Origin of the sequence: Haliscomenobacter sp., assembly GCF_041740695.1 — a bacterium.
In the GTDB taxonomy this organism is placed as follows: domain Bacteria; phylum Bacteroidota; class Bacteroidia; order Chitinophagales; family Saprospiraceae; genus Haliscomenobacter.
In genome coordinates this window covers 1-12746 of record NZ_JBGSLK010000018.1, presented here as the reverse complement: position 1 = coordinate 12746, position 12746 = coordinate 1, and the positions used below count along the sequence as shown (strand labels likewise).

Genomic DNA, 12746 nt, shown 5'->3' with positions numbered 1-12746 from the left:
TGGTGGAGCACTTTATGCTGCATTCGAGTTGAAAATTGTATAAATTTATCCTGTTGTAAACAGTTTGAATTGCGACAACATGAAAGCTATAATAGAATTGAATGAAACAGAACTGGACAATAAAGTTCTGGAGGCAATAAAAATGGCGTTTAAAGGCTTGGACTTGGAAATTTCAGTCCAAGTCAAAAAGCCTTATTATCTATCCGAGGAAGATTTTATTTCAAGGGTAAAAACCGCCCAGGAGGCTAGAGAGGCTTATCGTTTGAGCCCTGAACAATTTGAAGGCTTTTATGAGAAAGTAATGTCAGATGAAGAAATTGACTTGGATAAAGAATTCACAAAATTCAGAATAGTGCTTGATAATGAGAGGAATTGAACTTCGCCCTCAAGCATTCGAGCAGATGAATGATTGGCTGAGGGAGGATCGAAAAATTTTACAGAGAATATTGAGAATATTGAAAGAGTGCCAACGCACTCCATTCGAAGGCATTGGAAAACCAGAACCATTAAGGGGTGAGTTGTCAGGATGCTGGTCTAGACGAATAAATGATGAACATCGGTTAGTTTACGAAGTGACAGAAGAGTTGATAATCGTACTGTCCATGTATGGGCATTATGACTAATTTTTGTTCAACTCCCAAAAAACGTCCCATCCAAAACGCAAAAGCAATGCCCCAATCACCCCCAGAAAAAAAATCCGTACAAACCCATTCCCACGTAAAATAGCGGTTCTGCTGCCAAGGTAGGACCCAATCATATTGCAAACCATCATAGGTAGGGCGATTTCAAAACTGACGTACCCGTGCCACAAAAAGAAAATCAAGGAAAATACATCAGCGACCACGTTGATGAACTTTGAAATGGCGGAGCCAGTGAGGAAATTGTAGCCGATCAAACTCACGAAACCAAACACCAACAAACTACCCGTACCCGGCCCTACAAAACCATTGTAAAACCCACAACTCATCCCAACCAGCAGCCCATAAACCGGGATCAGCTGCACACTCACCCGAAACTGTTCCTGGTGCCCCAGATCTTTCTTGAAATAGGTGTATACGGCGATGACGACCATCAAGACCAAAATGAGCGGCTTTAACACTTCTGAACTGACCAAACTGGAAAACCGTGCCCCCAAAAAAGACATGGCCCCGGCACCAATACCGCCATACAACACGGTACGCCAGGGGATCGTTACCTTGCGGGAGTATTGCCAGGCTGCTACAGCAGTGCCCATAAAGGAGGCAAAACGATTGGTGCCAATGATGCGTGGTACCGAAAAACTGGGAAACAGAATGAACATGGCCGGTGCCTGGATCAGTCCTCCTCCGCCCACGATGGCATCTACAAATCCCGCCAACAGCGCGGCTAAACAGGCGTAAATCATTGCTTTTGTTGCATTAGTAGTGGGGCAAAAATAAATGTTCATTTTTTTTAAGCCATAGGATTAGATAAGATACTTAAATTGAACCGTTTACTTATCTAATCCTATGGCAAAATGAACATTTATTTTTTTATCGCCCCTAAGTGCCTGCAAAGTTAAGAATAGCTACAAAAGCATTACTTTTACCTTGCATTTGTCACAAAATCGCTTTATATCTGCACTTCGACTTCGCTCAGTGACCCTATAAAACCCTATATCATGACACAATTCGACTGGCAAGAACAACTAAAACCAATATTGCCCCCGGAATGGCTGAGTACCCAAGGCAAGGGTGTAAAAATTGCCGTTTTGGACAGTGGGCTCAATTTGGACCACCCTGCTTTTAAACATTTTAACAAAGGTATTGGACATCGCTACAATGCAACCTTAGCGGGCGACCGTATCCTATTTGGGGGAAACGACGATGTGAGTGAGCAAAAAACCGACAATACCGACCACGGCACTCCTTGTCTGAGCATCATCAGTGGGCTTCAGGAGGGTGTTTTTAAAGGGATTGCGCCCTTGGCAGAAATTTTTGTGATCAAAGTATCCCGGAAAGTGCCTGGTACTCCCTTTGAACTCTTTCAAGTGCCCGATTTTATCAACGGACTTAAAATTGCCAAGGCGCTGAAGGTCGATTTTGCCGTGGCGGCACTGACTTTCAGCCAAATGAAACTGAGTGATTTTAGCATCAGCAAACCTGTTGCCAATCAGGCGATTGATGATTTTTTGGCTACTGGCACCGAACTGTTCAACTCCGTCAAAAACTACCACGTATTGACTGATGGGGTTTTGTTGTCCGCAAAATACTTTCCTACCTGGCATCCTAAAGGGATCAATTGTGGCTACGTGCCAGCCGCCGATTTGTTCGAAAAACTACAACAAGATGCAGGCATTCATTTCTTTTGGGACAATTTCAAACCTGTCGTTTACCGGGCTTCCGGTGAATTGGAAGAAGCGGATTTGTCGACCAGTTATGCTACTTACCTTACCGCCGGGGTTGCAGCCTTGGGGCTTGCCCACTTAAAAGCTGTTGAAAAAGACAACTTCAAACCACGCAATCGTGCGGAGCTTTTGCAGATGATGCAAAATGTAGCCAAACCTCTAGAAAACGTAGGTGCCCAACCAACACTGAGCCTGCTGCACAATAAACTGGAAATCAATCCCTAAGTAGGGGGGCAAAAATAAAATGTTCATTTTTTTTAAGCCAAAGGATTAGATAATACATTTAAAATGAACCGTTTACTCATCTAATCCTTTGGCAAAATGAACATTTATTTTTTATCGCCCCTAAAAACCTAAACCAATGAAACGACTGTGCTTAGTTTTTTTAGGCTATTTTTCCATTTTTGGGTTGGTTGCTCAATCTTTAATTGATGATGCACTGGCACTCAAACCTTATTTTGCACCAAGTGGTCAGCGCCTCGCCCTGCTGAATGTATCTGCGGAGGATGCCCAGAAAGTAGCCAATATCCTGGCGCGCTATACCGACGAAAGTAACATTGAATTGGCATTTGAAGACAACGCCTTTTTCTCCACCGAGCGCGTGCCCAATGCGGATATCCGGATGTTGGGAGATGCGGCCAAAGGAGCTTCGCCTTCTTCCTTTGTTACTTATTTTGCGGATGGTTTGGCCAAATTCATTGCTACCCGCACCAAGCAGGAGTTAACCAATGCTTTTTTCCGCCGCTTCAAATCTGACCTGGATAATTTTCCCGTCCTCGATACCCTTTTTCCGGCCACTGGGCTGTTGTTGAGGCGGATCGATTCCGATATTTATTTTTTTGACAAATACATTGACGACCTGCGGATCCATTTCATCAAGGACCTGGAGCGTTTGCCCACGGGTTTGCGCGAATTGGTTGTCGCCGATCGTTCCCGTTTGCGAGCAGGGGAACGTTTGTGGATGGCCGATTTGTTGCAGGTATCCCAAATGTTTCTCGACGGTTTTGGCATCAAAGAATCGCTGGACTACCTGGCTTCGGATGAAACCCAGATGTTCAGCAAACTCCGTGAAATCAGTGGAGATACCAGCGAATTCCGCAAAGTGGCCAATCTTTCTGCCGCATTCCGAACCACTCGTCTATTGATGCAAGCTGTGGAGGTGTCGCCTGAGTCTGGCGCGCGGAATGCCGATGAAAAGAGCCCACCCAAATGGATTGCATCCGATAAACTATACCGGGCGCTGAACGACCCCATCGCACGGGATTTGATTTTGGGCTTGTTGTTTCAGCAAGGGATACACATTGATTTTTCCAACAATCAAGCCCAGCGAATCCCCTTCCGGGAAATGTTGAGTTCGGTTAAAAATGAGGTGCCCAAACTGGAAATATTTAAAAATGCGCTCAATGATTTGGTAAGCGACCTTCGCCAAGCACAATCCAGCATTGGCGAGGTTCAAGGGCTTGCACCGGATGATGACAACAAAATGGCGACTTACTATCGCTTGTTTGATGCCGCCTTTGGCGCTTTCCAGGCGGGCATGAAAATCAAAAACCTGATTGCCACGCCCAAAAATACGGAAGACAATAAAATGTTCTTCGTCATTCGGCAGCTCAGTGAGTTGAACATGCACTTGCGCAGCAAAGCTTATGGCTCGGCGGTGATCAATGTGGGCAATGTAATCGACACCTTATCTTGGAAATTGCTGATGAACAAACGCAAGAGCCTCAAGGCTGGTCAACCTGTCATGGAGCAATCTTCTTTCTCCTCCTATTTCTGGCGCTATGGCAGCTTTATGGCCGCAGTAGCTGAAGCCAAAAATTCGGACGAAGTGGCCTATGCCATTGACCGCATTGCTTTACCTCCTGGCAGCGCGGCGATGAAAAAAAGCAGCGCTTTTTCCTTGATGATCAATGCTTATGGAGGCGTCAGTGGTGGCATCGAATTTTTGGGACAAGGCATTGGCCAAGACCGAGATGCGAAAACTTTGCTGGCTCCCTGGGCACCATTGGGCTTTGATTTCAGTTTTGGCAATAAAAAAGGCAATGCCAGCACAGGGCTATTCCTACCCTTCATCGACGTAGGTGCGTTGGCGGCTTTCCGCTTGGGTGATACGCAGGCAGCCGATGTGCCCCAACTCAAATGGAGCAACATCATTGCACCGGGAGCTTATCTGGTGTTTGGGTTTTCACGCGCAGCTCCGCTGAGCTTAAGCATTGGAGGCCAGCTAGGACCAAACTTGCGCAAGGTGAATGTCCAGGGTATCACCCTTGATGATCAGCGGGGGTACCGGATTGGTGCGACCTTGGCGATAGACATTCCGGTATTGCGCTTGGTGGGTGGGCAGTAGCCCCGCAGCCCTATGTGGCTGCTGATGGTAATCGGCAGCCTTGTGTTGCTACACTTGGTAATCTATAGCTCCACACCAACATACACAATTCCGTTCAGCAATTTTACACCCCTGGAAAAATTCATCATTCATCACTCTCTCGTTATGCCAGCATACGTCATCGTTCAAGTAAAAGTGAACGAACCCATTGAATACGAAGTATACAAATCACTCACTCCCGCCTCCATCCATGCTTATGGTGGGCGATTCATCGTGCGGGGTGCTGCCGTAGAAACCTTGGAAGGAAGCTGGGCTCCAGGCCGTTTGGTGGTCCTGGAATTCCCGGACAAAGCTACCGCCCAAGCCTGGTGGGATTCGGAAGAATATGCCACCGCCAAAGCCATTCGGCAGCGTACCGCGGAAACGGAAATGATTTTGGTGGAGGGGTTTGTACCTGTGTAGGGACAACCCTCCGTGGTTGTCCACATTCACACCGCATGGGCAACCCTCCGTGGTTGTCCACATTCACGCCGCATGGGCAACCGGACACAGGGCAACCACATAGGGTTGCCCCTACGTGCGATACCGCATGGCCTTAATGCCAATGCGCACACCTGCAATAAACATCGTCAAACCGGCAATAAATAGGGCAACAACTAACGTCGTCATGTGTGTTGGTTTTAGGTGAAGTAAGAAACACGGAGTGCCGCCAGTTTTGGATGAAGGGCAGCAATGATTTTTTAGACAGAGTGACAAATAGAGAGGTTGCGATGCAGAGGGAACTTTAACAGGATCATAACTTTTTGAGATCATTGGGAAAAGAAGATTTAGTTGTTTGTAAATCATCGCCGCTTGGTCAAACTATTATTAAAAAACATTTGTTTAAACGAATATCTTCACTAACTTCACACCATGAAGATCGAAGAACTGATCAAGCAGACCAAGTTTGTTTCGCCACTGCAAAAGGCCGTACTCAATCTAATCTATACCTACAATTGGCATGTGGATCAGGCGGAAGCGCTATTCAAACCCTTGGGAATCACCATGCAACAGTTCAACGTATTGCGCATTCTAAGGGGTAAATACCCTGAGTTTGTTCAGGTAGGAGATGTCAAAGTGGTAATGCTGGATAAAAATCCCGACCTGACGCGCTTGTGTGATCGATTGCAGGAAAAGGGTTTGATTGAACGAGAGACCAATGCCTGTAACCGCCGCCAGGTTTTGCTCCGCATTGCCAAACCGGGTTTGGAGCTTTTGGAGAAAGTAGATCCTATGATGCTCCAGCATGCAAAAAAATATGACAACCTCAGCGATGAAGAAGCAGAGTTGCTCTCCGATTTATTGGATAAACTAAGAGGGTAAATTTTTTTGCCCTGATATTTGTTTAAACAAAATTTGTTCAACCATTAAAACAACTAAAATGTCAAGTATTGAAAAAATTGCGGCGAAAAAACTCCTTTGGGTTGCGCCATTGGCTGGTGCAATCGCTGCCGGGATCAACAGTGTATTGTTCCTGATTGGCTCAGCGATAGGTTTAATCGATGCTGCGGTGTTGGTTCCTGGAATGAATACGCCGATTACGATTGTTCCAGTAATTATGTCCTCCTTTATACCCAGTCTGGTAGCGGGCTTGGTGCTGGCTGGACTGAATTATTTCCTGAACAAACCATTTAAGGTGTTTAGAATTGTTGCGGTAGTCCTATTGCTTTTATCTTTTGTAAATCCTTTTATGGGTATTCCGGGTATCCCAATTGGAATGGGAATCTGGTTGAATGTAATGCACATCGTAGTAGCCGGAACGGTGGTGTATTGCTTTGGTCGCTTTACGGCGAAGTCATAATGCAATTAGCAATTGGAGATTGTATTGAAAGCATTGATTTGGCTTTCAATACAATTTCGTTTTTTAAAAAGCCTTTTTCAAATTGTATTGCCACATTGAAAAAATTACCTAGTTTTACCCACCTGATTCAATCCAGCATCTTTAAATAGAACGTATATATTTTATGCTAAATCTACTTCCTGCCCACTAAGAAGCGTAATCACTTACTCAATTATTTTTTGAATACCTAAATACTGACTGAGTAATGAAAATTCAGCCTAAACCCGCTTTGTGCAGTTTGTTGATTGGAGTATTCTTTGCCCTTCCCCTTTTGGCTCAATCCCTAACGCCGGAAGAAAAAGCCAAAAAAGTCGCGGAGGAAAAAGTCAAAAAACTGGCCTACGTCAAAAAGTTTTCCTGGCTCGCCATTGAAGAAATGCGCCGCACGGGAATTCCCGCCAGCATCAAACTCGCCCAAGCCATCGTAGAATCACATTCCGGTACCAGCCCTTTGGCCACAGAGGCCAATAACCATTTTGGGCTAAAATGTGGCAAAGAATGGGCGGGAAAAACCATGTTCCGCGTGGATGATGATCGGGATGCCTACGGGTTTTTGATCGAATCTTGCTTTCAAGCATACACTACCATTCGGGAGTCTTACATGCGCCACTCTGATCATTTGTTGAACCCTTCCAAAATGGATCGTTACGGCTATCTTTTTGCCCTGGATGTGCTGGATTACCGAGCTTGGGCGGAGGGCTTACAAAAGGGAGGGTATTCGACCAATCCACTTTATGCCCAAATTTTGATCCAGACTATTGAAGAACTGGCACTGCGGGAATACGATTTGCGGGTGTTGACTGAGGTGAATGGGGGGCGGAATTGAGGGGTTGCTCTTGAACTTTAACCATTAGCCTGCGGCATACCCTCAATAATGTAGAAGAAAGTACGGACGCGTTGAAGTTGAACATGGAGGCGCTGAAGCATGATTTTTTGTTTAGGGGGTATTTTAGGAAGATGGAGAGGGGGAAGAAGTGAGTGATTGAGAAGGTCTATTAAAACTTGCGAATTGAGCCAAATAACTACATCACTGTGGTAATGGGTCAAACTTGTGATCAATACAGTCATTACATTAAAGGTAAAGAGCTGGATTCAAATTGATGAAGGGTAGTTTTTTGCTTAAGTATTCTAAAACAAATGCACTGATCAGAATTTCCAACCAGTGCATCCTATTTTTCAGTTCTTCATAAGATTAGCATCAATCCGTTGTGAGATCAAGCCTAGTTCGTTCATTTTTGCTTTTGATAAGCCTGAGATTCAAATTGCCAGATCGCTTTTTCATAAAAAGCTCAAGAAAATCTTGAACACTAATGCATAAGTCTTCAGCAATGTCATCATAGGAATACTCCAACTCGGACTTCAACAAGTCAATTGTTTTCTTCACAATTTTCGGTTCATCAAATTCTACGAAACCCGGTTCACTTGTTACGTAACCTAGCCTACTCAATTCAATGTAAAGGTTTGTGGCACGACTTTCAGCAATTATTTTTAAGCTCTTGGCGCGATAAACCAAAGACCGCATAGAAACTTGCCAATAGTCTTTAAGTCCACCCAGTTTACCTATAGTCAAATGAGTGAGATCATTTCGAATATCGAGCTCAGGCATCAAACATTCAGCAGCAAACTGATTGGCTTCAATTTCTTTGTCTTGGTCGGTACGATCATCTAACTTCGCTCTTAAATGTAGAACCAGGTGACCTAACTCATGTGCAAGAGTGAATCGTTTACGGTCATTAGGTAAATGCTCGTTCAAAAAAATCACAGGGTACTGTTCGTCAGTGAACAAAGTAATGCCATCAAATTTATCAGACTCAGAATCAACTAAAAAGATAACAACCCCATTTTGCTCTAGTAAATTGACCAGATTTTTAATTGGCCCTCTGGTCAAATTTAAATGAGATCGGATTTTTCTTGCTGCTTCCTCTGGTGTTAATCCATTCCTTAAATCTACATGTGGTATATTTAAGGAGGGTAATTCAATATCAAAAAAGAGTTTATCTAAACCCATTCTGATTAAATCCATGGTAGCTTCGAGCTTTGATAAGCTCTTTTTCGGTACGGATTGTCGCTTGCGGTAGTAAAAATCATTAATTGGAGTTTTAACATTTTCCTGAAAAAAGAAAGCTTTGGGAAAATTCAGCGCGGCTGATATCTCTTCAAGAGCATTATCTGAAATAGAAAGTTTTCCTTTCTCCATTCGCGATAAGTTACCCTGGTTTACAGAAGGTGCTCGTGCTGATAGTTCTGATTGCGTCATGCCCCTGATCTCACGAGCAAGCACAATCATTGCATGGTTTGGTTGTAGCTCTTTCATGGACTATTGGAAGTTGATGGTAAAGGGATGGTATTCCTCTGGCTATTTTAACAATTTAAGCCTTTTTTCTACGAATGCCGTCCTTCACTTTGAGTTTTACCTCTGGCTCGGCGACAGGATCATGCTTCGTTTTTGTAATGGTTTTTATCGAACTTGAAGAATGTACCATTTCCTCCATGTCGACAGCCCAATTAAGTTTTCGGTCGGATAAACTAACGCTGTAAATGCCGTTTAAGGACGACCACGTAGAATCTACCTTGTACCCAACAAAAATAACTGTCTTGTCGTCGTTCGAAGACCATGTTCGGTTTCTCTCTAGCAAACTACTCCTTTTGGTGTAGTTGTAACTTGGCCGATATTGATCATTGAGTTTTTTAAACTGGAGCTTATACTTTCCTTTTTCAAGATAGAAAGTATTGTACTCCTTTTTGATTAAGGGAGCAATTGTCGGCTGACTACTTAAATACGAATATACATGTCGATTGATAGCATCCGCAGGCCACCGAGAATTAATTTCTCTGGTTTTTAGCCTGGAACGCTCTTCACGCATTCTTTCAAAAGCATATTGATATGCCCAGAAGAACTCTGGAAGGAGCTTCTCAAAATCCTTGAGGTACTCTACCTCCAAGGCAGATTCTCGTTTAGGAAATTTGGAGAAGTCGAAAAGAGTTAATACATTTGTCATAACGAAAAATTTTCTTGCCTGAGGAATACCAGTCCGAAGGCTTTTTTTACGGAGGCAAGATACATAATTTTTTAGATAAAATTGTACATAATTTTTTAGATAAAATTGTAAATTTGATTTTTTTATTTGTAAATGTCTATATATCAACTCTTTTGAAGAAAGAACTATGCTTGCTTCTTATTCCATTTCTTGGAATTTAGTTTCTTCTTTCTATAAAGAACTAAGAACTCAATTTTCGAACAATTAAATGTGACAGATCATTGCAAGCTTTGGATAGTCAAAAGCAAATTGAGTACAAATCAGTAAACCAAGCTGGGTTGGGCGATATTTACGATATCTTCAATAGTTACCAGAGTCAAATCTACATTTTTCATTAGGGCAGACACTCAGATTGTGAATTTCTACACCTTTAGGGGTATCATGCCCGCAAGTTTCTTCTTGATCATGGAGTACCTGTGGTGATGTAATTGCCACAGGTGAACCGGTTCATGATAATACCAGTTTCCGCTTTTTTGCAGAACAATTACACCAAGCCGTATAAATTACATTTACATATACCCAAAATAATCAATATCTGAAGGGTCTGCTTCATCAAAAACTGTATCAAATTCATCTGAGGGTTCTTCAGCAATCTCGGCTATTTCAGGATAGTCATCCTCCGATGTATTCTCGTATTCTGTCTCAGGTTCAGCTTCAATAACTTCATTCTTATTCAAGTCTATTGGTTGAATTTGAAGGTTCTCATCGTAGAAGGAGATGCCATTATTCTTTAATATTTTAAAAAATGGGACGCTATCAATGTAAGTGTGTGAACTTCCGATCCATTTTTTAACACCAACTTCATAAGCAAAAAGCCAATTTCCATTAAGTAGAGATACTTCATCAAGTTTTTGCTCCCATTCGGAAGTGTCTAAATCTGTTTTGGTAATTAACCCCATGCTAGTAAGGTTTAGAGCAATTAGCATTGAAATTGTATCATTTGATTTTGAAATAATCTCAACTATATCTTTTGGTATCTTTATTGAAAATGTTTTTGCTATCCACAATGCCCATGCTAACTCATAATCATTTCCTCTAGGGCAATGGAACCTGATGAACTCTAAAAGAACCTTTTCAACTTTTTTAACTCTTACTTTATTTTCGTATGTGTAAAGTATTCTAAATACCTCCTTAATTGTAGACGGTTCTGCTACTATAGTTTTTAGCAGCATAGTTTCTAGAACTGCAAAATTTTTGTCTGAAACAAGTTCTACTCGCTTTATTTTTTCAACAGCATATGATAGAATGTATTCATTTGGAAGTTGCAAAGCTAAATCGAAAGCCAAACTGAAAAAACTGATTAAATCATTATATTGAGTTACTTCCGTATCTCTAATAGAAAATGTTCTTAGTTGGACTATCCATTCAGGTTCAATGCCCCTAGGTATTCTTCTGATTTTTGTTTTTTCAGTATTTATTTGTAACTCAAATTCTTTTAGTATTTGTTGTAATTTTAATAGGGCATTTTCAGCTTCTGAATATGTGTGAAAGAAAAAATACATGTCATCTACATATCTATAGCCTTCTAGATTGGGAATAGTTGAGGCTAACAGGTTGTCTATTGTGCAGCCAATTATTTCTGCAATAATGAATGATATGTCTGGTCCAATTGGAATGCCAATCGTCTGACCATACATTGTTTGTTGTACTTTGTTGTCCAATTTATTGCCTAAAAGTGTTTTATCCGTTCTACGGTTTTTTGCGACTACTTTGCCATGAATTGCCCAAGGAATACTGTGCGTGTAAATTGTTGGATAATATTTTGAAATGTCTGTTTTTAATTCATAACTGTAAGGATAAGAAGCGAGAAAAGTCTTCCTTATAAACTCTTTAAATCTCATAGGGTTTGCAGCTCTCTCTCCAATTAGCTTAGGACGACTGCACGAGAACTTTGATGTTTGGTAAATTGCTTCTATATCAGTCCAATTATCAACTACTGTCTCTGATAGGTCACATTGATGGATTGGATTAGGAATTTTTATAATTTTTCGAACAAGGCCAACTTTGACCGTTGAAAAATCAACACATCTGGTGGGAACCTTTTTGTCCGTTCCAGCTAAATTACGTCTAATCGCAGCGTATTTTGTAGCTAATACTTTTGTGTTAAATGGAGGGGGTAAGTCTTTTGGAAAATACCCCTTGCCAAGTAAGTCTTCTATTGTCATAGTAGATATTAGTTTTTATCTATCTGAATGGCTTCAACTTTAGTTTTTAGTTAAAATTAAACTTACTAAAAACATAGCTAACTTGCTCAAACAGAATATTGGTTCAAAATAATCCTTACCGCATGTTTTGGTTGCAGTTCATGAGCAATTTTTGATTTAGTTTAGACAACTAAAAAGCATCTAATCCCCAAAGTTGCCTTAAACGGGGTGCTTTAACTGCTAAATCATAAATACCTCAAAACTCTATACGAATTAGCTATTTATAATGTTACAACCTGATCCATTATTCCAGGGGCTTTTTGACCAATAAAGATTCTTTTCTTGCTTGAGTCATACATCAACTCATTAAGTAGTTTTATGTAGAGCTCCCACTTGAGTTACCAAAACCTATCAAATAACTGTTCTCCCCAGGCACCATTAAAAAAGGTTGATTCATAGAATGTTGTAATTCAAGAGAATTAATCACCCATTCACAAGCTTCCTTAAAATCTGCGTAAAAATCCTCGCATTTTAAGTTAATCCTTTGTTGTGTATATGCTGTTGATTCAAGAAGATGTGGGTCTTCTTCTTTAGAAGATAAGGTGATTTTAAACTTAGGTTGTGCGCTGTGCAATAATCCACAGCGGAGAGAACCGTACAGGTCATATCCATTTTTATCCAATAGAGGCTTATATTTTTGAAGAGAAGGTATTTCTTCAATCGCCTCTCTAAAACTGGACTTAGACTTGCCTTCATCATGCCAACCTGTTTTATTAAGGTCCAAGCACTTACCGAGAAACTCGATGCCAGTACTCATTACCATAAACGCAATGTAAGGATGATGATCTACAATGTATCCCTCTGGGCAAGCCCATCTTGTAGCTAATCTAAAGGCGGTGTAAATTTCGGCACAAAAAACAAATGGAAAGAAGAGTAAAATGTCTCCGGCGGAGCGCTGGAGAGATGTATGGGGTCATAGAAGGGTGGCAAGTGA

The 12746-nt window shown here is 41.7% G+C and carries 13 protein-coding genes; 8 read left to right on the top strand and 5 right to left on the bottom strand.

Going from position 1 to position 12746, the window contains the following annotated elements:
- Positions 1-79 precede the first annotated feature (79 nt).
- The gene (locus ACEW9O_RS03090; RefSeq protein WP_373548655.1) at positions 80-376 is read left to right on the top strand and encodes a hypothetical protein; all 297 of its coding nucleotides are present in this window, start codon (positions 80-82) and stop codon (positions 374-376) included.
- A complete protein-coding gene (locus tag ACEW9O_RS03085) occupies positions 363-623 on the top strand; it encodes a Txe/YoeB family addiction module toxin (protein WP_373548654.1) in 261 nt (86 codons plus the stop codon). The genes ACEW9O_RS03090 and ACEW9O_RS03085 overlap by 14 nt, the downstream gene beginning before the upstream one ends.
- Here the strand turns inward: ACEW9O_RS03085 and ACEW9O_RS03080 are convergent.
- Entirely contained in the window at positions 620-1426 is an 807-nt protein-coding gene (locus ACEW9O_RS03080) for a sulfite exporter TauE/SafE family protein (RefSeq protein ID WP_373548653.1), read from the bottom strand. The two genes, ACEW9O_RS03085 and ACEW9O_RS03080, sit on opposite strands and share 4 nt — an antisense overlap.
- Positions 1427-1639: 213 nt before the next feature.
- Here ACEW9O_RS03080 and ACEW9O_RS03075 point away from each other — a divergent pair, with 213 nt between their 5' ends.
- The 6 genes from ACEW9O_RS03075 (at position 1640) to ACEW9O_RS03050 (ending at position 7396) form a co-directional block, all read left to right on the top strand.
- The gene (locus tag ACEW9O_RS03075) at positions 1640-2590 is read left to right on the top strand and encodes a S8 family serine peptidase (protein WP_373548652.1); all 951 of its coding nucleotides are present in this window, start codon (positions 1640-1642) and stop codon (positions 2588-2590) included.
- A 136-nt stretch (positions 2591-2726) separates the two neighbouring features.
- The gene (locus tag ACEW9O_RS03070) at positions 2727-4712 is read left to right on the top strand and encodes a hypothetical protein (RefSeq protein WP_373548651.1); all 1986 of its coding nucleotides are present in this window, start codon (positions 2727-2729) and stop codon (positions 4710-4712) included.
- 144 nt (positions 4713-4856) lie between these two features.
- Complete coding sequence (locus tag ACEW9O_RS03065) at positions 4857-5153, top strand: DUF1330 domain-containing protein (protein ID WP_373548650.1); 297 nt, start codon at positions 4857-4859, stop codon at positions 5151-5153.
- A gap of 450 nt (positions 5154-5603) precedes the next feature.
- Positions 5604-6053: a MarR family winged helix-turn-helix transcriptional regulator gene (locus ACEW9O_RS03060; RefSeq protein WP_373548649.1), complete on the top strand. Its 450-nt coding sequence runs from the start codon at positions 5604-5606 to the stop codon at positions 6051-6053.
- Positions 6054-6111: 58 nt separating this feature from the next.
- Positions 6112-6531 (top strand): DUF6069 family protein, encoded by a 420-nt coding sequence (locus ACEW9O_RS03055; RefSeq protein ID WP_373548648.1) that lies wholly within the window; start codon positions 6112-6114, stop codon positions 6529-6531.
- A gap of 244 nt (positions 6532-6775) precedes the next feature.
- A complete protein-coding gene (locus ACEW9O_RS03050; protein WP_373548647.1) occupies positions 6776-7396 on the top strand; it encodes a glycoside hydrolase family 73 protein in 621 nt (206 codons plus the stop codon).
- A gap of 372 nt (positions 7397-7768) precedes the next feature.
- Here the strand turns inward: ACEW9O_RS03050 and ACEW9O_RS03045 are convergent, their stop codons facing one another.
- From ACEW9O_RS03045 to ACEW9O_RS03030, 4 genes are all read right to left on the bottom strand, one after another.
- Positions 7769-8884, bottom strand: a complete 1116-nt coding sequence (locus ACEW9O_RS03045; RefSeq protein ID WP_373548646.1) for a helix-turn-helix domain-containing protein — start codon at positions 8882-8884, stop codon at positions 7769-7771.
- 55 nt (positions 8885-8939) lie between these two features.
- Positions 8940-9569: a hypothetical protein gene (locus ACEW9O_RS03040; protein WP_373548645.1), complete on the bottom strand. Its 630-nt coding sequence runs from the start codon at positions 9567-9569 to the stop codon at positions 8940-8942.
- A gap of 548 nt (positions 9570-10117) precedes the next feature.
- Positions 10118-11773: an RNA-directed DNA polymerase gene (locus ACEW9O_RS03035; protein ID WP_373548644.1), complete on the bottom strand. Its 1656-nt coding sequence runs from the start codon at positions 11771-11773 to the stop codon at positions 10118-10120.
- Between the two features lie 355 nt (positions 11774-12128).
- A complete protein-coding gene (locus tag ACEW9O_RS03030) occupies positions 12129-12569 on the bottom strand; it encodes a hypothetical protein (protein ID WP_373548643.1) in 441 nt (146 codons plus the stop codon).
- Positions 12570-12746: the final 177 nt, after the last annotated feature.

What these genes read in the sequence shown, in the direction of transcription:
- ACEW9O_RS03090 (WP_373548655.1), top strand. Translation starts at nt 80, where the DNA reads ATGAAAGCTATAATAGAATTGAATGAAACAGAACTGGACAATAAAGTT.
- ACEW9O_RS03085 (WP_373548654.1), top strand. Translation starts at nt 363, where the DNA reads ATGAGAGGAATTGAACTTCGCCCTCAAGCATTCGAGCAGATGAATGAT.
- ACEW9O_RS03080 (WP_373548653.1), bottom strand. Translation starts at nt 1,426, where the DNA reads ATGAACATTTATTTTTGCCCCACTACTAATGCAACAAAAGCAATGATT.
- ACEW9O_RS03075 (WP_373548652.1), top strand. Translation starts at nt 1,640, where the DNA reads ATGACACAATTCGACTGGCAAGAACAACTAAAACCAATATTGCCCCCG.
- ACEW9O_RS03070 (WP_373548651.1), top strand. Translation starts at nt 2,727, where the DNA reads ATGAAACGACTGTGCTTAGTTTTTTTAGGCTATTTTTCCATTTTTGGG.
- ACEW9O_RS03065 (WP_373548650.1), top strand. Translation starts at nt 4,857, where the DNA reads ATGCCAGCATACGTCATCGTTCAAGTAAAAGTGAACGAACCCATTGAA.
- ACEW9O_RS03060 (WP_373548649.1), top strand. Translation starts at nt 5,604, where the DNA reads ATGAAGATCGAAGAACTGATCAAGCAGACCAAGTTTGTTTCGCCACTG.
- ACEW9O_RS03055 (WP_373548648.1), top strand. Translation starts at nt 6,112, where the DNA reads ATGTCAAGTATTGAAAAAATTGCGGCGAAAAAACTCCTTTGGGTTGCG.
- ACEW9O_RS03050 (WP_373548647.1), top strand. Translation starts at nt 6,776, where the DNA reads ATGAAAATTCAGCCTAAACCCGCTTTGTGCAGTTTGTTGATTGGAGTA.
- ACEW9O_RS03045 (WP_373548646.1), bottom strand. Translation starts at nt 8,884, where the DNA reads ATGAAAGAGCTACAACCAAACCATGCAATGATTGTGCTTGCTCGTGAG.
- ACEW9O_RS03040 (WP_373548645.1), bottom strand. Translation starts at nt 9,569, where the DNA reads ATGACAAATGTATTAACTCTTTTCGACTTCTCCAAATTTCCTAAACGA.
- ACEW9O_RS03035 (WP_373548644.1), bottom strand. Translation starts at nt 11,773, where the DNA reads ATGACAATAGAAGACTTACTTGGCAAGGGGTATTTTCCAAAAGACTTA.
- ACEW9O_RS03030 (WP_373548643.1), bottom strand. Translation starts at nt 12,569, where the DNA reads ATGAGTACTGGCATCGAGTTTCTCGGTAAGTGCTTGGACCTTAATAAA.